The 23,130-nt window shown below is 64.6% G+C and carries 14 protein-coding genes, 1 other RNA gene and 5 pseudogenes; 8 read left to right on the forward strand and 12 right to left on the reverse strand.

All coding sequences use genetic code 11. The features are described from left to right. Window positions 1-82: 82 nt before the first annotated feature. The 3 genes from NX05_RS00145 to coaBC are packed head-to-tail and all read right to left on the reverse strand — an operon-like array spanning window position 83 to window position 4,180. Window positions 83-2,431: a phosphomannomutase/phosphoglucomutase gene (locus NX05_RS00145; RefSeq protein WP_039431536.1), complete on the reverse strand. Its 2,349-nt coding sequence runs from the start codon at window positions 2,429-2,431 to the stop codon at window positions 83-85. 13 nt (window positions 2,432-2,444) lie between these two features. After that, the gene (gene dut, locus NX05_RS00150; protein WP_010374738.1) at window positions 2,445-2,912 is read right to left on the reverse strand and encodes a dUTP diphosphatase; all 468 of its coding nucleotides are present in this window, start codon (window positions 2,910-2,912) and stop codon (window positions 2,445-2,447) included. Then, complete coding sequence (gene coaBC / locus NX05_RS00155; RefSeq protein ID WP_039431540.1) at window positions 2,909-4,180, reverse strand: bifunctional phosphopantothenoylcysteine decarboxylase/phosphopantothenate--cysteine ligase CoaBC; 1,272 nt, start codon at window positions 4,178-4,180, stop codon at window positions 2,909-2,911. Before coaBC ends, dut begins: the two co-directional genes overlap by 4 nt. 96 nt (window positions 4,181-4,276) lie before the next feature. Here coaBC and radC point away from each other — a divergent pair, with 96 nt between their 5' ends. The 5 genes from radC to NX05_RS00180 all read left to right on the forward strand — a co-directional run bounded on the left by radC (window position 4,277) and on the right by NX05_RS00180 (window position 9,115). After that, a complete protein-coding gene (gene radC, locus NX05_RS00160) occupies window positions 4,277-4,954 on the forward strand; it encodes a RadC family protein (protein WP_010381948.1) in 678 nt (225 codons plus the stop codon). A gap of 87 nt (window positions 4,955-5,041) precedes the next feature. Next, window positions 5,042-6,730 carry an arginine--tRNA ligase gene (gene argS / locus NX05_RS00165; protein WP_039431543.1) on the forward strand — a complete coding sequence of 563 codons (1,689 nt, stop codon included), beginning with the start codon at window positions 5,042-5,044 and terminating at the stop codon, window positions 6,728-6,730. 168 nt (window positions 6,731-6,898) lie between these two features. Next, window positions 6,899-7,780, forward strand: coding sequence for an SPOR domain-containing protein (locus NX05_RS00170; RefSeq protein WP_039431545.1), 882 nt, complete (start codon window positions 6,899-6,901; stop codon window positions 7,778-7,780). A 6-nt stretch (window positions 7,781-7,786) separates the two neighbouring features. Then, window positions 7,787-8,320: a hypothetical protein gene (locus NX05_RS00175; protein WP_039431547.1), complete on the forward strand. Its 534-nt coding sequence runs from the start codon at window positions 7,787-7,789 to the stop codon at window positions 8,318-8,320. 39 nt (window positions 8,321-8,359) lie between these two features. Next, a complete protein-coding gene (locus tag NX05_RS00180) occupies window positions 8,360-9,115 on the forward strand; it encodes an SDR family NAD(P)-dependent oxidoreductase (protein ID WP_010374757.1) in 756 nt (251 codons plus the stop codon). A gap of 170 nt (window positions 9,116-9,285) precedes the next feature. Here the strand turns inward: NX05_RS00180 and NX05_RS24590 are convergent. The 6 genes and pseudogenes from NX05_RS24590 to speA all read right to left on the reverse strand — a co-directional run. Beyond that, window positions 9,286-9,408 (reverse strand): annotated as a pseudogene (locus NX05_RS24590) (acyltransferase family protein); the annotation flags it as partial. Beyond that, window positions 9,405-9,530 (reverse strand): annotated as a pseudogene (locus tag NX05_RS00185) (acyltransferase family protein); the annotation flags it as partial. The pseudogenes NX05_RS00185 and NX05_RS24590, both read right to left, overlap by 4 nt. A gap of 100 nt (window positions 9,531-9,630) precedes the next feature. Beyond that, the gene (locus NX05_RS00190; RefSeq protein ID WP_039431549.1) at window positions 9,631-10,962 is read right to left on the reverse strand and encodes a glycosyltransferase; all 1,332 of its coding nucleotides are present in this window, start codon (window positions 10,960-10,962) and stop codon (window positions 9,631-9,633) included. A gap of 151 nt (window positions 10,963-11,113) precedes the next feature. Beyond that, window positions 11,114-11,590: pseudogene (locus NX05_RS25315) on the reverse strand (non-ribosomal peptide synthetase); the annotation flags it as partial. Then, window positions 11,583-13,079, reverse strand: a pseudogene (locus tag NX05_RS00195) (condensation domain-containing protein); the annotation flags it as partial. The pseudogenes NX05_RS25315 and NX05_RS00195, both read right to left, overlap by 8 nt. A gap of 898 nt (window positions 13,080-13,977) precedes the next feature. Continuing rightward, the gene (gene speA / locus NX05_RS00200) at window positions 13,978-15,864 is read right to left on the reverse strand and encodes an arginine decarboxylase (RefSeq protein WP_010379314.1); all 1,887 of its coding nucleotides are present in this window, start codon (window positions 15,862-15,864) and stop codon (window positions 13,978-13,980) included. Between the two features lie 237 nt (window positions 15,865-16,101). Here speA and speE point away from each other — a divergent pair, with 237 nt between their 5' ends. Continuing rightward, window positions 16,102-16,959 carry a polyamine aminopropyltransferase gene (gene speE / locus NX05_RS00205; RefSeq protein ID WP_039431552.1) on the forward strand — a complete coding sequence of 286 codons (858 nt, stop codon included), beginning with the start codon at window positions 16,102-16,104 and terminating at the stop codon, window positions 16,957-16,959. Window positions 16,960-17,415: 456 nt separating this feature from the next. Continuing rightward, window positions 17,416-17,491: non-coding RNA, sX9 sRNA (locus NX05_RS21305), on the forward strand. Between the two features lie 62 nt (window positions 17,492-17,553). On the opposite strand, the gene NX05_RS00210 is transcribed toward NX05_RS21305, so the two are convergent. Both NX05_RS00210 and NX05_RS00215 read right to left on the reverse strand, forming a co-directional pair. Beyond that, a complete protein-coding gene (locus NX05_RS00210; RefSeq protein WP_039431554.1) occupies window positions 17,554-18,162 on the reverse strand; it encodes a PH domain-containing protein in 609 nt (202 codons plus the stop codon). A gap of 193 nt (window positions 18,163-18,355) precedes the next feature. Beyond that, window positions 18,356-19,146: pseudogene (locus NX05_RS00215) on the reverse strand (outer membrane beta-barrel protein). Between the two features lie 561 nt (window positions 19,147-19,707). Between NX05_RS00215 and NX05_RS00220 the strand changes: the two are divergent. Further along, window positions 19,708-20,364, forward strand: a complete 657-nt coding sequence (locus NX05_RS00220) for a kinase (RefSeq protein ID WP_039431557.1) — start codon at window positions 19,708-19,710, stop codon at window positions 20,362-20,364. A 213-nt stretch (window positions 20,365-20,577) separates the two neighbouring features. On the opposite strand, the gene NX05_RS00225 is transcribed toward NX05_RS00220, so the two are convergent. Continuing rightward, window positions 20,578-22,563, reverse strand: a complete 1,986-nt coding sequence (locus NX05_RS00225; protein WP_039431560.1) for a glycoside hydrolase family 84 protein — start codon at window positions 22,561-22,563, stop codon at window positions 20,578-20,580. Window positions 22,564-23,130 lie beyond the last annotated feature (567 nt).

Consider the following 23,130-nt stretch of genomic DNA (forward strand, 5'->3'; position numbering starts at 1 on the left):
GGATAGCGGTCAGCCGCGCCCCGCGCCGGCCCGGCTGCGCTGCCTCTCAACAGGAAGCGCAGCTGACGCCCGCATCTGGCAATCAGAACGCCAACGGATGCTCCGGCAACAAGGTCTGCAATTCGCTGCGGAACAGCGCGCGAATCCGCTCCAATGCTGCCTCGCTGTCGGCTTCGAACCGCAGCACCAGGATCGGCGTGGTGTTGGAAGCGCGTACCAGGCCCCAGCCGTCGACGAAATCCGCCCTCAGGCCATCGATGGTCGACAGCCGTGCCGATTCGAACGGCGATTCTTGGGCGGTCTGCGCACGCTCAACAAAACGCGTAACCAGCGCATGCGCATCGCCCTGCACCGATACCTTGATCTCCGGCGTGGAGACGCTTTCGGGCAAGGCGTCCAACACCTCGGACGGGGTCTGCTCGCGCTGGGCGAGGATTTCCAGCAGGCGTGCGGCAGCATAGATGCCGTCGTCGAAGCCGTACCAGCGCTCCTTGAAGAAGAAGTGCCCGCTCATCTCACCGGCCAGCTCGGCATCGGTCTCGCGCATCTTGGATTTGATCAGCGAATGCCCGGTCTTCCACATCAACGGGCTGCCGCCATTGCGCAGCACGTAGTCGGACAGCTTGCCGGTGCACTTCACGTCGTAGATGACCAACGCGCCGGGATTGCGCTGCAGCACATCGGCGGCGAACAGCATCAACAGGCGGTCGGGGAATACCACCGTGCCTTCCTTGGTCACCACGCCCAGACGATCGGCGTCGCCATCGAACGCCACCCCGATCTCCGCATCGAAGCGCTGCACCATCCTCACCAGGTCGTCGAGGTTGTGCGGCTCGCTCGGGTCGGGGTGATGATTGGGGAAAGTGCCGTCGATATCGCAATACAACTGAACCACTTCGGCGCCGATCGCTTCCAGCAGACGTGGCGCGATCTCACCGGCGACGCCGTTGCCGGCGTCCACCACCACCTTGATCGGGCGATCGAGCTGTACGTCGTCGGCAATGCGCTGGATGTAGGCATCGCTGATATCGCGCTGCTCCAGCTCGCCGGGCGTGGCAGCGGTATGCAGGCGGCCTTCGTTGATGCGCTGATGCAATTCGGCAATGGCTGCGCCGGACAAGGTCTCGCCGCCGATCACGATCTTGAAGCCGTTGTAGTCCGGCGGATTGTGGCTGCCGGTCACCGCTACGCAGCTGCCGGCACGCAGCTCGTACGCACCGAAGTACACCACCGGCGTCGGCGCCAAGCCGATGTCGGTGACATTGCAGCCGGCGCGGCGCAGGCCTTCGATCAGGCCGTTGGTCAACTCAGGCCCAGACAGCCGGCCGTCGCGGCCGACCACCACATCGCGCAGTCCCTGCGCCTGCATCACGCTACCGATGGCCTGGCCGATCAAGGCGGCAACGCCGGGGTTGAAATCTTTTCCCACCACACCACGGATGTCGTAGGCGCGGAACATCTCGGTGGCGATCTGCACCACCGGCACCAGCACCGGCGGCGCTGCGGGCGAGGTCTCGATGTCCAGCGCGCGCGCTTCGCTGGCAATGCTGGCGTCGTGCTGCAGGCTCTGACTGAAGGTGGGTTCATCGGCGCTGGATTGGCCGGCAACCCGGCGGCGTGGCAAGGCCACCTGCCCCCGGCTGGCCAGCACCAGCAGCACGGCAATGATCAGCAGCAGCGCCGCCACAATCGCGCAACCAACGGCGCCCAGGCCCAACGGTCCGCTATCGCCTTGCGGCACCGCTGCAGCCACGCGCAGACCGCTGCTACCGAGCGGTTTGGCCAGCGTTTCGGCCGCACCGGACAACCCGGCATCGCCCTGCTGGGCCACGTTGTAACTGCCCTGGCGCAGTGCCAGATAGGCGCTGCCGGGCACCGCAATCGCGCCCATCGGGCCGGTCAGACGCAATAGCGGCAAGCGTGCATACGCCACCGCTGGCTGCCCGCCCAGGCGCACCGCGGCAGCCACACCCACCCGGACCTGATTGGCGTCGCGCACCACGCGCACCTGCGCATGATCGGCCACCAGCGCCGATTCGAGCAGGCTCAGACGCGCGTAACCGAAATCCTTCGGGTTGGCATAGGCCGCGGCAAGGTCGCCAGGCAATACCTGTACATCCTCGGCGCCCTTGAAGCGCTCGCCGATGGCCGATGCAGCCGCCAGCGCGTCGCCACCGGCCAGCACAGCGACGACCGACGGCTGCTTGAGCACGGCGTCGAGCTGGCTGGCCTGTGTGGCCATCGCCTGACCCACGTCCTGCACTGCGCGGTCGCGCGCCTGCTGCAGTTCCTGCGCCACCGCGTCTTGGCGCCATTGCGCATAACTGTTCCAGCCGAACCAAGCAGCCAGCAACAGTAATATGCCCCCCAACACCGGACCACTCGTACGCACGCTGGACATCGATTGCCTGCGCTCGTTCGCCTTGCTCATGTGATTTCCCCAGTCAGCGCACGCCGGTGTGGCCGAATCCACCCGCTCCCCGCGCGCTGTCGACGAAAGTATCCACCACTTGCAAGCCCACGCGCACGATCGGCAGGATCACGAACTGCGCGATGCGGTCGCCCGGCTCGATGGTGAAGGCCTCGCGGCCGCGATTCCAGGTACTGATCAGCAGCGGCCCTTGGTAATCCGCATCGATCAAACCGGTACCGTTGCCGAGCACAATGCCGTGGCGATGGCCCAACCCCGAGCGCGGCAGGATCACTGCGCACAGCTGCGGGTCGGCCAGATGGATCGCGATGCCGCTGGGGATCAGCGCCGCATCGCCCGGCTGCAGCGTCATCGGTGCTTCCAGCGCAGCGCGCAGGTCCATGCCTGCGCTGGATTCGGTGGCATAGGCCGGCAACGGCCACAGATCGCCAAAGCGCGGGTCGAGCAACTTCACCTGCAAGGACTGGGTCGGGTTACTCATGCCTGCAATCTCTCCGCGATCAGGGCCAGCAGTTGGTCGGCCAATTCGGTCTTGCTGCTACTGGGGAATGCCTGTTCGCCGCCTTGCCAATACGCAGTGGCGGCGTTGTTGTCGCTTTCGAAGCCGCCGCCTTCGATCCCCACCTGATTGGCGATGATCAGATCCAGCCGCTTGGCCGCCAGCTTGCCACGCGCGTAATGCTCCACGTCGTGCGTTTCAGCAGCAAAACCGACCACCAGTTTCAATGCACCGGTCTGCGCGGCAACCTCGGACAGAATGTCCGGGGTGCGCACCAGTTCCAGGGTCAGCGTCTGGCCGGTCTTCTTGATCTTCTGCGACACCACCCGCTTGGGGGTGTAGTCGGCCACGGCGGCGGCGCCAATGTAGATGTCGGCCGGAAATGCGCCCAGCACCGCATCGCGCATCTGCGCGGCCGAGCGCACGTCGATGCGCTGCACGCCGGGTGGCGTGGTCTGATGCACCGGCCCGCTGATCAGTACCACATCGGCGCCTTGCTTGGCAGCTGCGGCAGCCAGGGCGTAGCCCATCTTGCCGCTGCTGCGGTTGCCGACGTAGCGCACCGGGTCCAGGTCTTCGAAGGTGGGGCCGGCGCTGATCACGATGCGCAGGCCCACCAGCTGCGCGCTGCTGGGCACGAACACCGGCGCAGCGGTGCTCTTGCCACCGGCCGGTGCCGCGTTTGCGACAGCACCGCAGACCAGCGCGGCAATGATCGCCGCCGGCTTGGCCAGCCGCCCGGGGCCGGACTCGCCTTCGGCCAGCGGGCCGTCGTCCGGGCCCACCACCGCCACCCCCCGCGTGCGCAGGGTGGCGATGTTGGCCTGGGTGGCCGGATGCAGCCACATGCGGTGGTTCATCGCTGGCGCCACGGTCAGCGGCGCGGTGGTGGCCAGGCACAGCGTGGTGACCAGATCGTCGGCCAGGCCATGCGCCAGACGCGCCAGCAGGTCTGCAGTGGCCGGGGCGACGATCACCCGATCGGCCCAGCGTGCCAATTCGATATGGCCCATCGCCTGCTCGGCGGCGCTGTCCCACAGCGTGGTGCGGGTGGGTTGGCCGGACAGTGCCTGGAAGCTGAGCGGGGTGACAAATTGTTGCGCGCCGCTGGTCATGGCGACCTGCACCTGCGCGCCGGCGTCGCGCAGGCGACGGACCAGTTCGAGCGATTTGTAAGCGGCAATGCCTCCGCCGACGCACAGCAGCAAACGCTGTCCGTCCAGGGGGCGGGCCTGAGTGGAGCCGATCACGTCGGAGTCGTCCTACGGTTACGAGGACAACTAGATTAGCCGATGCCCTCGCTTGGCCTGATGGGCGTCGGCGATGAGCACCGGCAAACTCGCCATATGCACATACACGACTGGCCCACCCACGAACGCCCGCGCGAGAAACTCCTGGCGCGCGGGGCCACTGCCTTGTCCGATGCCGAGCTGCTGGCGATCTTCGTCGGCTCCGGCCTGCGCGGCCAGGACGCGGTACAGACCGCGCGCGATCTGCTGCACCAGCACGGGCCGCTGCGCCTGCTGCTGGACCGCCCGGCCAAGGCGCTGACACGCCTGCCAGGGCTGGGCCCGGCCTCGGCCTGCAAGCTCGCTGCGGCGCTGGAATTGGCCCATCGCCACCTGATGAGCGCGCTGGAGCGCGGCGAGGCGCTCAGTGACCCGCCCAGCGTCGGTCGCTACTTTTCGCAGCGGCTGCGCGCGCGGGCCTACGAAGTGTTCGCGGTGCTGTTCCTGGACAATCGCCACCGTGCCATCGCGTTCGAAGAATTGTTCACCGGCACCATCGACGGCGCCGACATCCATCCGCGCGAAGTGGTACGGCGGGCGCTACTGCACAACGCGGCGGCGGTGATCGTCGGGCACAACCACCCGTCCGGCAATCCGGAGCCCTCCGAGGCCGACCGCGCAGTCACCAAACGGCTGCTGGAGAGCCTGGAGTTGGTCGACATCCGCCTGCTGGACCATTTCGTCATCGGCGATGGCCGGCCGGTGTCGCTAGCCGAGCGCGGCTGGCTGGAATGAGCAGTGGTGCACCGACCTGAACCATCGGTCGGACCCTGCGGCACGCGGTCGGGTAAAATCGCTGGTTTGGTTCCAAGCAGGTCCCACGTGAAAGCCCTACTCCGCGCACTGATCGGCCAAGGCATTGAAGCCTTGCGCGCCAACGGCACCCTGCCTGCCGACACCCTGCCGCCGGATTTTGTGGTCGAGCGACCCAAGACCCGCGAGCACGGCGACTTCGCCACCAATGCCGCCATGCTGCTGGCCAAGGCCGCGCGCAGCAATCCGCGCGTGCTGGCGCAGGCGCTGTTGGCGGCGCTGCCGGCCAGCGACGACGTGGCCAAGGTGGACATCGCCGGCCCCGGCTTCATCAATTTCCATCTGGCGCCTACCGCGTATCAGCGCGAAGTAGCGCATGTGATCAAGCAAGGCCACGACTACGGGCGCGGGCTGGCCGGCAACGGCCGCTCGGTGGGCGTGGAATACGTCTCGGCCAACCCCACCGGCCCGCTGCATGTGGGCCACGGCCGCGCCGCGGCGATCGGCGACAGCCTGGCGCGCGTGCTCGATGCCAACGGCTGGAACGTCAAGCGCGAGTTCTACTACAACGATGCCGGCGTGCAGATCGAGAACCTGGCGCTGTCGGTGCAGGCACGTGCGCAGGGGCTCACTCCCGACAGCGCGGGCTGGCCGGAAAACGGCTACCGCGGCGACTACATTGCCGATGTGGCCAACGCCTACCTGGCCGGCGACACCGTCGACCTGGAAGGCCATCTGGTCACCGGCACCAAGGATCCGGCCGATCTGGAATCGATCCGCCGCTTTGCGGTGGCGTATCTGCGCAACGAGCAGAACCACGACCTGGCGGCGTTCCGGGTCGATTTCGATATCTACTTCCTGGAAAGCTCGCTGTACAAGGACGGCAAGGTCGAAGAAGCGGTGCAGAAGCTGATCGCCTCCGGCCACACCTACGAGGAAGGCGGCGCGTTGTGGTTGAAGTCCACCGACTTCGGCGACGACAAGGACCGCGTCATGCGCAAGTCTGACGGCACCTATACCTACTTCGTGCCGGACGTGGCCTATCACCTGACCAAGTGGCAGCGCGGCTACGAGCGCGCAATCACTGAACTCGGCGCAGACCACCACGGCTCGCTGACGCGCGTGCGCGCCGGCCTGCAGGCAATGGAGTTGGGCATCCCGCAGGGCTGGCCGGAATACGTGCTGCACCAGATGGTCACGGTGACGCGCGGCGGCGAGGAGGTGAAGCTGTCCAAGCGTGCCGGCAGCTACGTCACCCTGCGTGACCTGATCGAAGAAACCAGTGCCGATGCGGTGCGCTGGTTCCTGATCGCGCGCAAGCCCGATTCGCAGCTCACCTTCGATATCGATCTGGCGCGTGCGCAGAGCAACGACAACCCGGTGTTCTACGTGCAGTACGCGCATGCGCGGGTGTGCAGCGTGCTGCGCCAGGCGCAGGAAAAGGGCTACAAGTACGACCAGACCCATGGCCTGGCCGAGCTTGCACACCTGGACGACGAGCACTCGCTGGCGGTGATGCTGGAGCTATCGCGTTACCCGGAAGTGGTGGAAATCGCCGGCCAGGCGCTGGAGCCGTACCAGATCGCGCAATACCTGCGTGAATTGGCGCACGCCTTCCACACGTGGTATCACAACAGCAAGGTGCTGGTGGACGATGCCGCCGAGCGCGACGCCAAGCTAACCCTGGCCGTTGCCAGCCAACAGGTGCTGGCCAATGGCCTGGAACTGCTCGGCGTCAGTGCTCCGGAAAAGATGTAATCGCGCGGGAGCATCGCGGGCCGCTGGCCCAGCGCATGGCACTGCGGTAACGCCGGCCTGCAACCTCGAGCGCTGATCGCGTTCACCAGGCAATGCGCGCAGCAGCGCGCATTGCCGCAGCAAGTCGGGCCAGCTGGCCCGCAACGACATGATTCGGAGAAGTGGTAGATGGCAGCACGACGCGGTAAGAGTCAGGCCCGACGCAACACCAGCAATGGCACCCCCGGTTGGGTGTGGCTGGTGGCTGGCGCCGCGATTGCGGCAGTGATCTTCCTGGCCGCACCCAACCTGTTCAAAAAGGACGGCGACGGTTTCCTGCGCGTGGGCCCGCGTGCCAACCCGGACGCGCAGCCCGAGCCGGTGGCCGATGCCGACGTGGATACGCCGACCGAATTGCCCAAGCCCAGCGTGCAGCCGGCCAAGCCGCAGGCCAAGCCGGGCGATGCGCAGACCCAGTACGACTTCTACACCTTGCTGCCCGGCAAGGAAGTGCAAATGTCCGACGCCGAACTGGCTGCCAGCGCGCGCGCCGAAGAGGCCGCACGGGCACGTGCGGCGTTGGAAGGCAAGCCGGTTGCGCCTGCACCCGGTGCCAGCGCAGCGGCAGCCACACCGGCCGCCAGCGGACCGATGCCGTTGAAGGAAACCGCCGCCAGCGCGCCCAAGCCGCTGCCGCAAACCGCACCGGCACGCCCGGCAGCTGCCCCGGCCCCGGCCAGCACCGCCGCGCTCACCACGCCGGCCGCCGCTGCGCCCAAGCCCGCCGCAACCGCCGCCACTGCAACAGCGACGACGGCTGCCCCGGCGGTTGCCGACAACACCCGCTACATCCTGCAGGCTGGCTCGTTCGGCGCCTCGGGCGATGCCGAATCGACCAAGGCCAAGCTGGCGATGATGGGCCTGGCCGCACGCGTGGAATCGGCCGACATCAGCGGCAAGACGGTCTATCGCGTGCGCATGGGGCCCTACGGCAGCGCCAGCGAACTGGCCGAAGCCAAGCAAAAGCTCACCGGCAGTGGCCTGTCCGCCATCGCGATCAAGGCGCAGTAACCGCGCGTGATACGGCGCATCGCTGGCGTGTTGCTGAGTGTGCTGGCGTGGACCGGCCCGGCGCATGCCACCGATCAGATCCCTGACCTTATCCAGGTCGACGGCCGGCAGGCGACACTGCTGGCCGAGCCGTTGTCCGCTCCACTGGACGACCCAGCCACCTGGAAGCGCTTCGTGGCGCACGCCGGCAGTGCGCTGGGCGGCTGCAGTGCCAACTGGCGCGGTTATCGCGCCGACTGGCGGCTGGACGGGCAACAACTGTGGCTCGATCGCGTGGTTCTGGGCGCCTGCAACGACGCGCCGCCCACGCTGCCGCTGGATGTGCTGTTCCCCGGCCAACTCTCACCGGTGCCTGCAGCCTGGGTGGATGGCGAATTGATCGTCGAGCTGGCCGCCACCGCGACGACTGCGGCGCCCGCACCGGCCACATACGTGTTGCTGCAGCTGCGCCGTGGCCATGTCGTCGCACGCGAGACCTTGACCGCAGAAATGCTGCAAGCACGGCGTGACGCAACGGCAAGCCCGCACCCTATTCCGTGAATCTGGTTGCACGAATCCCCCTGTCCCCTGGAGTTCCCCATGTCCAAGACCGTCCTGATCACTGGTGCCACCTCTGGTTTCGGCAGCGCCACCGTGCGCCGCTTCGCCGCAGCCGGCTGGAAGGTCATTGCCACCGGCCGCCGCGGCGAGCGCCTGCAGGCGCTCGCCGCTGAACTGCCGGCCGGGCAGGTGCACACCGCCGCGTTCGACATGCGCGATGCGCAGGCTTTATCGGACGCAATCGACGCACTGCCGGCCGCATTCGCCGACATCGACGTGCTGGTCAACAACGCCGGTCTGGCGCTGGGCACCGCGCCTGCGCAGCAGGCCGACCTGGCCCAGTGGCAGCAGATGATCGACACCAATGTCACCGCACTGGTCACGCTCACCCACCGCCTGCTGCCGGCGTTGATCGCGCGCCGCGGTGCCATCATCAACATCGCATCGGTCGCGGCGACCTACCCGTACAGCGGCGGCAACGTCTACGGCGGCACCAAGGCCTTCGTGCAGCAGTTTTCGCTGGGCCTGCGCGCGGACCTGCATGGCACCGGCGTGCGCGTGACTTCGATCGAACCGGGCATGGCCGAAACCGAATTCACGTTGGTGCGCACTGGTGGCAACCAGGCGGCGTCGGACACGCTGTACCGCGGCGCCACGCCGATGACGGCAGACGATATCGCCGAACAAATCTTCTACGTCGCCAGCCTGCCGGCGCACTTGAACATCAACCGTTTGGAAATCATGCCGGTGACGCAGTCGTTCGCTGGGTTCCAGGTGGCGCGCGACGCGCAGTGAGGCGTTGCAATGTAGGCACGGCGGCAGCGGTCAACGCGCAGCGTGCAACCACGTGGTGCGGTGCACCGCGTAAGCCATAGCAAGCATCGAACAGATGCATCGAAAAGCCGCGCACTGCGCGGCTTTTCCTTTCAACATCCGCTCGTGCGATGGATGAACCGCAGATCGCCTCACGCCAGCTCGGCATCGCTGCGCACGGCAGCATGTCGCCGCAGCAGCACTCCACGCAGCTGCAGGAACGGGCGCTCCACCGCGTAATGCAGCAACGCGCCTGCCACCAGCGCTACCGCCCCAGCCCGCCGACGACAAACGAATGAAACAGCATCACCCAGACGATGGCGATGCCACGCAACAGATCCAGAGCGGGATAGCGCATGCGGGCGAGATAAACCGAGGGAGCCCGATTGTGCCGCATGCCGGCAGCGCGCAGTGCGTCGCTGCCAACGACGCACTGCCGCACACCACGCTGCAGTGCGCCTATCGAACGCTGCGGCGGATGCGCAGCGTCATCGCACTTATGCGATGGCGTGCTGCGCGGGCCGTGCCGCTGCTGCGGGCGTCACCTCCGTCGGTTTCAGCAGTTGCCAGGCTTCCAGCTGATCGACCGCATTGCGCACGCCGTGTTCCGCGCGAATCCGTTGACCGAGCGCCTGCGCAGCTGCACGCATGGCCGGCTTACTCGCCTGCTGGATGGCAGCGGCCAGGGTTTCTGGCTGCAACCCGGCACGTGCGAGCCATGGCGGCGCAACGCCGCGCTGGGCCAGGCAATACGCCCAAAACGACTGGTCGTAGCCAAACGGGAGCACCACCGAAGGAATCCCCGCCGCCAACGCGGCACCGCTGGTGCCGGCGCCACCGTGATGCACGGCCACCGACACGCGCGGGAACAGCCAATCGTGCGGTGCCTGTTCCAGATGGAAAAAGCGCTCGGCGTCATCGGCGGCAGCGGCGTCCCCAGCCCCCAGACCGCCCCAGCCACTGGCCAGCAACGCACGCTGCCCGGTCAACCGCACGGCTGCCTTGACCGTGGCAGTGAGCTGCGCGACGGCGCTGCTGGTCATGCTGCCGAAGCCAACATACAGCGGCGGTGGCCCGGCCTGCAAAAACGCCTGCAGCGCGGCCGGCGGTTGCCATTGCGACCGGGGCAGCTGCCAGAAGCCGCACACCTGTGCGCTTTCCGGCCAGTCTGGCGGACGCGGGCACACATGCGCGCTATAGCCGTAGATCACGCGTAGCGCGCTGCGATCCGGGCCGCTCCACGGATACCCCGGCAGCCCCAATGCCGGACGCACGATGCCGTTGACGGCCGGCCGCATCAGCTGCCAGCAGATAAAGCGCATCGTGCGATGCAATGCCACGCTGACCCTTCCAGGCAGACGCAGGTTGGGCAACAGCATCAGCGGCAGATGGCGCGACTCGGTGAGCGGCTGCAACTGCGCAAACGCCACCGGCACGCCATACGCCTCGCCCAGACTATGGACGAGGAGGCTGGCACTGCCCACGCCCAGGATCAAGCCGGCATCGGCACACGCCGCGCTGCTTTGTGCGGGCCAATCGCGCGCCCACTCCAGCAACTTCTTGCGCAAGATGCCGGGGGCACCGCGCATTTCGGCGACGTCCGGATGGTCTTTCAACAGCTGCTGAAGATCGCCGCTGAGCGGGAAGAATTCTAGGCCGTTGGCACGGATGAACGTCTCGAAGTTGGAACTGGTCAGCACCCGCACCGGGTAACCGCGCCGCTGCAGGCCAAGGGCCAGCGCAATGATCGGGCGCACGTCCCCATGCGTGCCAAGGGTGGCAATGACCACCGGGCGTTGGCGTGCCGAATCGGCTCTGGACTCGGGCATATTCGGTCTCTCCGTCGCTGGCGACGGCACGATGGCCGGCATGCTCTACCGCCTGTACAGCCCGCGCAGCCTCTGAAGTGGCGGCGTGCAGCAATGTGCTGAGTGTGGCCGAATGCCTCGACGAGAGCATCGAATGGTGGTCGCTGTCTAGAACGTGCAGCTGCAAGTTGCGCACGTACGGCTGCCACGCCTGGGGACGGTAATCCACCCACAGTGCATCGTCGTCGCCGCCAGAGCTCATGCGCACGCTCGCTTCGACAAACACCACATCCTGGTCCAGCTGCTTGGGCCGATGACGCCGCGCCAGGTGCAGGTGATGCTGGGTGAGCCCGCCAAGATCGTCCAGCAAGGTGGGACGTTGCTCCAGCAACTGGCGCACCGCAGGCAAGTCGTTCAGCCCGTAGTGATCGCACAACAGCCTGGCAAGCTCGGCGACCGTGGTCGGCATCGGTTCATCCGGCGCCAGGGTCAGCCCCAGTGCCTGCACCGAGACGCGCACCTTGTCGGCCACCGGCAGCGAGGCGGCCTGTTCCAGATGCGGATAGCTGTCCAGCATCGCCAACAACTGGACCTCTTCGCCGAGTGCGTGCAGCTCGGCAGTGATGGCATGTGCAATCAGACCACCCAACGACCAGCCGATCAGTCGATACGGTCGTGGCGTAATCGAGCGTGCGGTTGTCGTACTGCGCCACCACCGCTGCAGGCATCAACTCGGCGCGTTGCAGCATGCCGTGCAACAGCGTGGCCGGTTCCGGCAACGGCGCTGCAGTGTTGTTCCAGGTGTGCAGCAAACGCCGGCGTTCGCTATCGCCGAGTATATCGACCTGGCCCAGCGCGCATTCCGGATCGGCCAGCACTGCATCGGCCAGATGGGTCAGACGACGGCAGTGTTCGGCCAGCTCCTCGCTGTCGTACAACGCCGGGTTGGCATCCAGATCGAAACGCAGGGCAGCGCCATCGCCGCGTTCGTAGCAGAAGATGGTGAGGTCGTCGGCCGGGCCATTGGAAAGGTTATGCGGCACCGCGTACGCCTCGCCGAAGCGCAAGGTGTAGTCGAAGGCCTCGATGTTCACCGCCAGGCGCGCGAACTTCTGCTCCATCCCGAACATGCCCAGATCGCGGCGCACGTCCTCGAAGCGATATTGCTGATGGCGCAGCGCATGCCGCACCACCGAGGACACCTGCGCGAACAAGGTATGGATGGGCTGCTGCGGGTCCATTTTCAGCCGCAGCGAAATCACGTTGGCCACCAGGCCGGCGGTCTGCCGATAGCGCGCGTTGATGCGTCCGGTCACCGGCATTGCCAACACCAGATCTTCCGCGCCGGTGCAGCGGTAGTAATAGGCCGCAATCAGCGAAATCAACATCTGCGGCAGACTGGCGCCGTACTCCTTGCCGAGCGCACGCAGACGCACCACCTGCTTCGGCGAAAACTGCCCGGCGCCACGCAGCAACCCGGTGGACAGATGATTGCCCGGCCGCGCCAGCGTCGCCGGCGGCGGCAGATCGGCCAGCTGCTGCATCCAGTACTCGCGGTCGCGTTGGAACCGATCGGAGTTGCGATAGTGCTGTTCCATTTCGAGCAGCGACAGCGCACTGCCGTACTGCGCAGGCTCGGGCTCCACGTCGGCCACGTAGGCGTTATAGAGCACAGCCATGCGCTGCATCATGACCGACGCGCAATAGCCGTCCATCACCAGATGGCTCACGCATTGCATCCAGATATGATGATCTTCACCAAGACGGAACACCGCGCAGTGCCAGAGCGGCCCGTTCTGCAGATCTTCCGGCTTGCGAATTTCTTCGTCGATCCAATGTTCGGCGGCGTTGCGTGGAGCAGGGTCCGAGCTGACGTCGAAATACGGAATCGTGCCGTTGTACTCGGGCAAGACCACCTGCGAAGGCACGCCCTCGTGCTCGACGATGCACAGTCGCAACGTGTCGAACTCCTGCGTCAGCTGCATGCTGGCGCGGATCAGCACCTGAGGGTTCAGTGGGCCGAACATTTCCAACACTTCGGCCAACATCAAGGTGTTGTCGGTGTGCAACTTGTTGGCCACCCAAAGGCCACGTTGCGCTTTGGTCAAGGGAAAAACGGGAGAGGCGTCAGCGTACATTGCGTGCATCCTTCTGGTGTGGCGCGCAGTCCGTCGACACCTCTCAACCGTGATACGGTCGATGGACGCCGAATCAGTACCTGGCCTGAGAAAACGAGGGATAGAAAAACTGCCGACTGCCGACAGTTGCCGGCAATACGCGGTGGAAAGGCACGATGAAGACGCATAGCAAAACGACTTGCACAACAAAAACAACGATGTGCAGGTGACCTAGTTGAATCACTTGTATGCCTACGGGCTAAGCGAACACTAACAACTCGCGCAGGCGTGAAACCGTGCAAAAATCACGGAAATCACCTAATACCTTAATTTTTTTACCGAAGTGTGATTTCAACTAGTGTTCCTGATGCATACATCGGCTCAAGTCCGGCGCCGCATCCAGCGCACGCCAGTGCCAAGCCACGCACGCGGCATGCTCGACGACAAACACTGTTTTCCATGCAAATAAACGCGCACCACGGTATATCCGGTGCCGCGTTGAATAAGACCATCTCCAAATCAACGTTGCTGGAATCACGTTATTTTAAACATCACTTTAGGAGAGGAATGTGTTTTTACGGCGTGCGCTTCAATCCGTGGGTACGATCACGCGATGGTCACCTGACTGTCATTGTCGTGCAGCACAACGCACGAGGGAGCGTACGGCCGAGCCGATCGCAAGGCGTGGCGCAAGGCTAAAGTCGGGCGCATTCCTCGATATGAGGACGCGCGTCGCACGAGGCGCAAGACGGAGCGAACGCAAAAACGGCGGGCCACGCGATGGAGCCCTGCAGACCTACAGCAGCCATGCCGCTGATGCGCATGGTCTGCTTTTAAGCGGAATTTGCGACGTGGCGCGGCAGATGTGCCACGCACTGCACAGCAAGCGCTGCGGCACAGGCCGCAGCGCTTGCCGGGATCAGCCCAACGGTTCGTCGGACAAATAGGTGTAACCGGTCAGGCCGGCTTCCAGCGCAGCGCTGAGTTCCTGCGCGCGCTCGGGCGACAATTGCGCGGCAGCGATGCGCTCGGCATAGGTGGCACGCAGCGTGTCCAGGTGATAGCCCACGTAATCCAACATCACGTCGGTGGTGTCGCCGCGACGCTGCTGCGCGATACGATAGCCATCGCCATTCACCACAACCTCCACTGCATCGGTATCGCCGAATAGGTTATGGATATCGCCCAGAATTTCCTGGTAAGCACCCACCAGGAAAAAGCCGATGCGATAGCTCTCACCCGCATTCAAACTGTGCAGCGGCAACGAGCTGTCCAGACTTTCGTTCTCGACATAGGTCTTGACCATACCGTCGGAATCGCAGGTCATGTCGGCGATGATGCCGCGCCGCTGCGGCGCTTCGTTCAAGCGTTCAATCGGCACGATCGGGAACACCTGATCGATCGCCCACACATCCGGGATCGATTCGAACACGCTGAAGTTGACGAAGTACTTGTCCACCAGCCGCTCGTTGAGCTCATCCAGCACCGGCCGATGGCTCTTCTCGTCGAAGCTCAGGCGCGCACGCACGCCGTGTGCGATGGCATAGAACAGATCGTCGATGCGCGCACGGTGGGTCAGGTCGATCTGGCCCAGCGCATACGCACTCAAGCCCTCGGCATGGAAGTGCTGGGCTTCCTGAAACAGTTCCACTGCCGGGCGCACGTCGAGCTCGTCATGAATCTCGCGCAGGTGGCGAATCGCTGCCGGTTCGTCGGCATGCGCGTCCGGCACGCGGCCTTCGGGCGCCTGCTCCACTTCGGAGACGTTGGCGATCAGCACCGCGTGGTGCGCCGTCATCGCGCGCCCGCATTCGGTGACGATGCGCGGTGGCGGCAGGCCATGTTCTTCGCAGGCGCTAGCCAGCGGCTGCACGATGTTGCTGGCGTACGAATGCAGGCCGTAGTTGATCGAGCAATAGCTGCGCGAGCGGGTGCCTTCGTAATCGATGCCCAGGCCGCCACCGACGTCCACGTGGCTGATCTTGGCGCCCAGGCGCGAAAGCTCCACGAAATAGCGCGTGGCCTCGCGCATGCCGTTGGCGATATCGCGCACATTGGAGATCTGCGAGCCCATATGGAAATGCAGCAACTTCAGGCTGTCGGCGTATTCGGTGTCGCGCAGCGTCTTCCACAGGTCCAGCACCTGGCGCGGCGAAAGGCCGAACTTGGCCTTGTCGCCACCGCTGTTCTGCCACTTGCCCGCGCCGAGCGAGGCCAGGCGCATGCGCACGCCCAGGCCCGGCTGGACGTCCAACGCGCGTGCCTCTTCCAACACCAAGTTCAGCTCGGACGGCTTTTCGATGACGATGAAAGTCTGCAGGCCGAGCTTGCGACCGATCAGCGCCAGGCGGATGTATTCGCGATCCTTGTAGCCGTTGCACACGATCAGCCCGCCTGGGCGCGACAGCGCCAGCACCGCCATCAACTCCGGTTTGCTGCCCGCTTCCAGGCCGAAGCCGTCGCCGTGATGGCTGGCCAGGGTACCGGCCACGCCGCGGTGCTGGTTGACCTTGATTGGATACACCGCGGTGTAGCCGCCGGCGTAATCCCATTCCGATTGCGCCTGTGCGAAGGCTGCCTGCAGCTTGCCCAGGCGCTGGCCCAGGATGTCCGGGAAGCGCACGAGCAGCGGCAGCTTGGCGCCTGCAGCACGCGCGGCATCCACCACCTCGGGCAGCGACACCGCCGGGCCATCGGCGGTTGGGGTGACCACCACGTGTCCGGCAGCATTCACATCGAAATACCCGTCGGCCCAATGCGGGATCGAATAGGTCTTGCGGGCTTGGTCGAGGGACCAATCGCTCATTTCGCTGTCTCGGCTGGAATAAAAAAGGGCGTGAAGTGTAACGCCTGGCATGCGCAGGGTCCGTTACAATCCGCGCCGACTTCACGCCCCTCTCCTGTTGGAGCGGGGCCGAGCAAGGGTTAGCCGCTGCGCAGTTTGGCTGCATGAGGCTGCGCCCGACCCTCATCCGGCGCTTTGCGCCACCTTCTCCCGGTGGGAGAAGGAACCGCCCGCTTCTTCCAGCATTAGGACGTCCGCATGAGCAGCAACGACAACTGGTACATCGAACACTTCCAGCCGACCGGCTCGGCGATCGGCTTCCGCATCAGCGGCAAGCTGGACGAGGTGCAGTCCCCGTTCCAGAAGATCGAGATCTACCAGACCACCGATTGGGGCAAGCTGATGCTCATCGACGGCGCGGTGATGCTGACCAGCCGCGACAATTTCTTCTATCACGAAATGATCAGCCACCCGGCGCTGTTCACCCACGCCGCGCCCAAGCGCGTGGTGATCATCGGCGGCGGCGACTGCGGCACGCTGCGCGAGGTGCTCAAGCACCCGGGCGTGGAAAGCGCCACCCAGTGCGATATCGACGAGCAGGTCACGCGCATGTCGGAGAAGTATTTCCCCGAGCTGTGCGATTCCAACCACGACACGCGCGCCGAACTGCTGTTCGACGACGGCGTGGCCTATATGGCCAATTGCCCGGCCGGCAGCGTGGATATCGTGATCGTCGATTCCACCGACCCGGTGGGCCCGGCCGAAGGCCTGTTCAACAAGGCGTTCTACGACAGCTGCTTCAAGGCATTGAAGGACGACGGCATCCTGGTGCAGCAGTCCGAGTCGCCGCTGGCGCTGCTGGACCTGATCAACGAAATGCGCACCGAAATGGGCAAGGCCGGCTTCCAGTCATTCAAGACCCTGCCGTTCCCGCAGCCGTGCTACCCCACCGGCTGGTGGAGCGTGACCATGGCCAGCAAGCAGGCCAACGCGGATTTTGCGTTCCGCCAGGATGCTGCGCAGACCAAGGGCTTCGAGACGCTGTACTACACCGCCCATCTGCACACTGGCGTGCTGGTTGCGCCGCCGTTCGTGGCCAAGGCGCTGGGCGAGTAAGCGGCGAGCCACAGCCACATAGAGTGAGCAGTCTGCCTCGAGGTGGTCGTCGGTCCGCTACCGGACGCGTCACCACCTCGGCACTGCCGAGATCTGCACCGCACTGGCCGCCTTCAAGGGCGGCCCTTGTGTATGAGCGGTGGCAGGCGCGCAGATGCGCAGTGGCAATTGATCCATCTCTCGGCCGCGCCTGTCTGATGGCTGGATACAGTTGTCGATCGCCGCGGTCGGTCACCCACGTTCGGCATTGTGATTCGCATGCCGGCGGCCAAAAGCGCTGAGCAGCATAGGCCGCCACTTGAGGACTTCCAGAATCGCTACCGGCATCGCTTGGCGCGTCCAGTGCCTGCTCGTCTCTGCAGCGCACTTGGCGCGGCCCGTACGTCCTTGCACTGTAGAGCAGCTAACCAAACGACTGCGCCGCCGCCAGGCGTCGCGACCGGTGCTCGGTGTGGCATCTACCACTCGTCCACTGTGGTTCCTGCGCGCCGTCCGCACCTGCCTGACGACTGCTCGCTACGTGTTGTTAGCTGCTCTAAAGTTCCGACGCAATCCTCCCGCCCGGCTGGCGGGTGCCTGTTGCATGTATAGCCCTTACAGCCGTGCCAACACCTCGGCTTTCTTGGCGTCGAATTCTTCCTGCGTGACCAAACCGGCATCCAATAACTGCTTGAGCTTGCTCAGCACCTGCACCGGATCATCGGAGGCGGCCAACGCGATCTGCTGGGCCGAAGGCAACGCTCCCTGCGCGCTGGGCGCATGCACCACCACGCCACCAGCTGCCGCACGCAGCTTGTCGATTTCCAACTGCTGGCGCTTTTCGTAGGCAGATTCTTCCACCTGCTGCGCGTAGGCATACACGCGCCGCGCCTGTTTCTTGGGCAGGCTGTCGATGGACGCGTAGGCACCCTGCGTGGTGCGGCACATGATGGTCGCCCCGAGCATTTGTTCGCTCATGTGCACATCGAGCACCTCGCGCCAGGGGAAATCGCGGAACGTCATGCCGAGCAATTTCGGGTACACCACGATGAAGCGGCGGTTGGTCAGCACCACCGCGTCCGGCGACAGGTTCACCATCTTCTTCTGCACGGCAATGTACTCGACCTGCTCGTCGCGGGTCAGCAACTCGGTGATCTTGGGCAGGATCTTGCCCACAGCCACCGGGTCATGCTCGTCTGTCAAAAACTGCGCCAATGCGTCCATCTGCCCTCGCCCACGGCTGAATCACTGCGTTGAGCGCGACACTACAACACCCCGCATGGATGGCTGTGCAATGCCGATAACCGTTTGCGCTACCGGGTTCAAATGGAGTTGCTGTCTACTGCATAGCTGTTGCGTGCGGCATGACGCAGAAGGGCGAGCGCTGCCGCCCGCCTTTCTTTGCCGTTGACCCGCATCAAAAGCGGATTTCGGCTCCGCAGCTCAGCACTTCCGCACGGTTGATCGTGAGGTCTTCGTAGTTGCCGTAATACGCGTCAGCGTAGACGTAATTGGTGTAAAGCGCGCTCAAGCTGACGTGCTTGCCGATATCTACACCGAGACCGGCACCAACGTATGCGCCATAAACGCGTTCGTTGTCGTCCTCACCTTTCGCCGTGCCGCCCCAATAGCCCAGCCGCACAAGCGCAAAGACAGGTGCATCGCCAAAGTTGAAGCGCGCCGTTCTACCGACGCTGCCGGAATCCACGTTTGGAACGACAACAAAGCCGTCCTCATCCTTGGAACCATCCACTTTCCCGGTTGCGGCTTCGATGCCGAGCAATGTGACCGGACCTGCGCGCCAGCGGTAGCCAACGTTGAAGCCCTGCATGTCCTGCTTGCCGTTTTCAAACACTTTGGCTTTGCCACTCTGGACACCGAGGAACACGCCGCTTTTGAGGCGTTGCTCTTCTTCGCGCGGCGGCGGCGGTACGTAGGCAGGCGCGGCGGGCGCTGCCTCGGCCGATGTCGGCTCAGTCACCGTGCTGAAACCACCGGATTCGCCGGTTCCGGTTTCGCTACTACCGACAACAGCCGTCGTCGCGCCCGCTTGCGCAGGGCGCGACGACGGCGCTACCGGCGCGGTGCCGGCCTGCTGCTTTTGCTGTTGACGGTAGCTGTCCCACCGCGCGACAACGATTGCCCCGAAGCCTGAGCCGTGACGCCGAACGCCGTGCAGGCCAACAGCAGTGTTGCGATACTTTTCATTGCATCCCCAATGAGTCGTACTCCATCGTTCCCGCATCCTTGCGCACGCAGGGTCACCCTGACGGCGTCTGGAAGTGGCACAGTTGCTGTCGAATTCGTGGGCTTTCCCGGCATCACCGGATGTTGTTCGACATCGCTCCGGGCGTCGCCCGAAGAACTTGCCCGTGCTAACGGATGATGCAGCCCCTGACCGTAGCCGGCACAGTGCCTGGAGTCCCAGCGGCTGCAAGAAGCGATGTGACCGTTGCTTGCATTGTCAAACGACGTGGGTTGCCTGATTGTGGGCCGGGAGCCGGAGCCAGGGAGCGCGCTGGCGGTACGACAAGGCAACTTGTGGCTGGCGTTGCCCGCATCCATCGCCAGCGCGCGGTAAAAAATCGAAGAGAATTCCATCAAGCGCTTGATTAGCAAAGCCGTTCCACTTCCAGAACATTACATTTATTAAATAGATGTAATTTCAGTACTCAAAAGTTCTAAAATTCCCCGAACCGATCCCCTGCGATCATCGTGAACCTGTGCAACGCGTGACATCTCCGCGCCGCCACGGTCCGGAGAACTGCCATGCATTACCAGCCGCTGGATGTGTCCAGCCTGCACCTCGTCACTCCCGTTCTGCTCAAGCAAGGCACGCGGATGCTTGAGCCCGACGTCTACCGCACCCACCTGGATGGGCAGCTGGCGGTGGTCAAGGACTACGGCCGCTATCGCAGCACGTTGCTGGCGCCCATTGCGCGGCTGATGGTGCGCCATGAGGCCAGCATGCTGCGGCAGTTGCAGGGCTGGCGGCATGCGCCGGCCCTGCTCGGCACGTTGGGCGGCCTCGCGCTAGGCATGGAATTCATTCCTGGCGACACGCTCAGCACCAGCACAATCGTGGGCCAGGAAGTCTTCCAGCAATTGCAGCAGGCGTTGCGCCGGCTGCATGCGTTAGGCATCACCCATAACGACCTGCATGGCACCAATGTGGTGGTCAGCGCGGGCGTGCCGGTGCTGATCGATTTCACCTCGGCGTGGCGATTCCCGCGCTGGCTGCAGCGCGGCACGCTGGCACGTCAGCTGCAACGCAGCGACGTGGCCAACTTCCAGAAAATGCGCCAGCGCCTTGCCAGCATCGCGCCGACTGCCGACGAATCCGCACTCAGTGCCGAACCGCGCTGGGTATACGCGATTCGCAGTGGTTGGAAGCGGCTGTATCGGCGTTTGAAAGACACTGCGTGATCAGCGCTGCTGACATAAGGGTGGCTGAGCACGTTGTGTCATGCCATCCGCTGCGCTAATTGCGTCAGTTTCATTTGCAGAGCGGAACATGCTTATAAGCGTTCTATCCCATGCCACCTGCTGCGATGCAGATGGCAATAGCGCTCCGGTGTTTGCATGCACAGCCACGCGCACAGTCACCCATGCGCGTCGCTGTGCTTCTGCGCTAAGCCATCACTTTGCAGCTGCCGACTCGGCGACTGCCGGCACGCGGTAAGCAATCAAGCGCGGTGCCTGCGCGATGAAGCGGTCGAGCACGCCGTCAGCGATCTTGACCGGGCCACCGAAGCGCGTGGCGCCGGGAATGGATGGAACCGAAGCAGCTGCGGCGGCAAGCGCAGCCGCCTCGGCAAACAACGCCGGTGTCTGCGTGTCGCCGCGATTGCCCGCATCCAGCCCGGCTGCCGTCTTCTGCAGCGCGCGGCCCCAGCCTTCCATCGCGGTCAGCCAGGGACGCGATTGCTCGGCAAAGCCCTTGTCGGCAACGCCATCGCGAATGATCTGCGGCGCGGCAGCCAACTCGTCGGCAGTGCGCGCCAATTCGGTAATGGCCTGCGTGCGCGCTGCCGCATCGCCCAGTGCGATCGCTTCGCGCACATGATCAAGCACCGCCTTCAGACGTGGCGCCTGTTCCTGCCACGGCTGGCTGCCGAAGGTTGGTGCCAGGTGCTGGGTATCGAAGAAGGTCAGCAATGCCGCCGTGACACGTGCATCGCCGCCGGCCAGATCGCGCGCTGCCGCATGCCAGGTGCGTTGCGCGTCGTAGTCTTTGTCGTTCCAGGCGAACGCGGTCAGTCCCATCACAGCGACGCGGCTGGGCACTTCCTGATTCATCGGGTTGGAGACAATGCCGGACAATTCGGCCGACAGGCCGGCCTCGCGCCGCGCATACGGCGCCATCAGCAAGCGCCCGGCCGAGGTTTCGAAATCGTTGACCGGGTAGTTGTCCCACAACAGCGTCTTGCGGCCGAATGCCTTGGTGGCAGCGCGCGCATCGGGGATGGAAATGGCCGGCGGCACCACGTCGGTACCGGTCCACTGCACCACGATCTTCGGGTCCAGATGCTTGCGCAACGCTTCCTTGTAAGGGCTCTCTTTGGCGTCGTAGTACTCGGTCGGCACCATGATCAATTCCGACGTTGCATCGTGCCGCGCAACCAGATCGGCCTGCACCAGATTGAGCAGATGCGACTGCGCGATACCGGCTGCCTGCGCGCCGGACTCACCAAAGGTGGTCTTGTCGCGCTCGCAATTCCACTTGGTGTATTCGATATCGTCCAGCGCCACGTAGAAACTGCGCACGCCCAGCGCGCGGAACGCATCGAACTTGCGTAGCAGCGCCTTGGCATCGGCCGGATCGGAGAAGCACACCGTGGGGCCGGGCGAAATCGCATAGACGAAATCGACGTGATTACGCTTGGCGGTGGCGGCCAACTGACCTAGCGCCTTCAAGGTCGCCTTCGGATACGGTTCGCGCCAGCGATCAAGCGCGTAGGGGTCGTCCTTCGGGCTGTAGATAAAGGTGTTGGCCTTGGTGCGGGCGAGGAAATCGATGTGCTTGCTGCGGTCGCTCATCGACCACGGCGCGCCGTAGAAGCCTTCGATCGTGCCGCGAATCGGCATGGCTGGGTAATCCTGGATCGTCAGCGTCGGGATAGCCGGCCGCTCGACCAGCTGCCGCAGCGTCTGCGCCGCATGGAATAGGCCATCGTCGTCGTGACCCGCCAGCGTGATCAGGCTGCCGCGATCGAGCGCAACGCTGGCCAGCGTGTAGCCCTCCTTGTGGGTGTCCTGCACGGCCTTGCTACGCGTGAGCGCATCGCGCACCACAGCCGCATCGCCGGTACCGAGCACGATGTGCGGGCGGTCCAGCGTGGCAGGCAAGCGCGTGGCGGTGGAAATCTTGCTGACACCGGCGCTGCTGAGCATGCTGCGCACCAGCGCGACGGTGGCCTTGTCCGCGCCAGGCGCGACCACCAGCACTGCCGAGCGGCCCAGCGCGATGGTCGCGCCGTCCAGCGTGATCGATACCGGCGTCGGATAGATCGCTGGCTGGGCCACAGGCTCGGTCACCGACTGCGCTAACGCCGGGGCGGCCATGCCCAGCGCCACCAATACCGAAAGCAGGCGCACGCCCGGCTTGCTGTTGCGTCGCTTCATATCGAACTCCGGTATTGGAATGGTATTACGCCCTAGAGTAGGCAAGTCGCGTGGCGGCGACAAGCGCGGCCGCATCTGCGTGCGGGCACGGCTTTCTTTGGGGCCTTTCCCAGCGCCGGCTCACGCCCTCGCATTGATCGGAACGGGTCCGTCCGCAAGATGTTGCGGTATTGAAATGGTATGAGCTTCATTGGCGAGGATTGTCCAACATGCACAGTAACTTGGCGCATGCACGCGTCCAGCAGTGGGTTAGCCCGTCAGCCGCAGCCGTCAACAGCGTGGACTAGGGTGCAATCGGAGCACGGCATGGCCACGTCACGCTGCCAGCGCTGCCGTCAGCGCGTCGCTGCCAACATCCTTGCCTCGATCAACAGCACACGTCGTGGTCAGCGCAATGGCGCAAACACGCACACATAAAACGCATTACCGCTTGCATCCCCACACCACTGTCAACGCACGGATGCCCCGGCCAAGGGCAGCTAACAAAAGATCGCGCTCACCCCCAAACGGGAACAGCCGGGGACTCGGCATCGGTATGTACCAGACGCGTGCGGTGCGTTCCCTACG

Origin of the sequence: Xanthomonas vasicola (assembly GCF_000772705.2) — a bacterium.
In the GTDB taxonomy this organism is placed as follows: Bacteria; Pseudomonadota; Gammaproteobacteria; order Xanthomonadales; family Xanthomonadaceae; genus Xanthomonas; species Xanthomonas vasicola.

Coding starts and splice junctions, on each gene's coding strand:
- NX05_RS00145 (WP_039431536.1), bottom strand. CDS start 2,431: ATGAGCAAGGCGAACGAGCGCAGGCAATCGATGTCCAGCGTGCGTACG.
- dut (WP_010374738.1), bottom strand. CDS start 2,912: ATGAGTAACCCGACCCAGTCCTTGCAGGTGAAGTTGCTCGACCCGCGC.
- radC (WP_010381948.1), top strand. CDS start 4,277: ATGCACATACACGACTGGCCCACCCACGAACGCCCGCGCGAGAAACTC.
- NX05_RS00170 (WP_039431545.1), top strand. CDS start 6,899: ATGGCAGCACGACGCGGTAAGAGTCAGGCCCGACGCAACACCAGCAAT.
- NX05_RS00180 (WP_010374757.1), top strand. CDS start 8,360: ATGTCCAAGACCGTCCTGATCACTGGTGCCACCTCTGGTTTCGGCAGC.
- NX05_RS00190 (WP_039431549.1), bottom strand. CDS start 10,962: ATGCCCGAGTCCAGAGCCGATTCGGCACGCCAACGCCCGGTGGTCATT.
- speA (WP_010379314.1), bottom strand. CDS start 15,864: ATGAGCGATTGGTCCCTCGACCAAGCCCGCAAGACCTATTCGATCCCG.
- speE (WP_039431552.1), top strand. CDS start 16,102: ATGAGCAGCAACGACAACTGGTACATCGAACACTTCCAGCCGACCGGC.
- NX05_RS00210 (WP_039431554.1), bottom strand. CDS start 18,162: ATGGACGCATTGGCGCAGTTTTTGACAGACGAGCATGACCCGGTGGCT.
- NX05_RS00220 (WP_039431557.1), top strand. CDS start 19,708: ATGCATTACCAGCCGCTGGATGTGTCCAGCCTGCACCTCGTCACTCCC.
- NX05_RS00225 (WP_039431560.1), bottom strand. CDS start 22,563: ATGAAGCGACGCAACAGCAAGCCGGGCGTGCGCCTGCTTTCGGTATTG.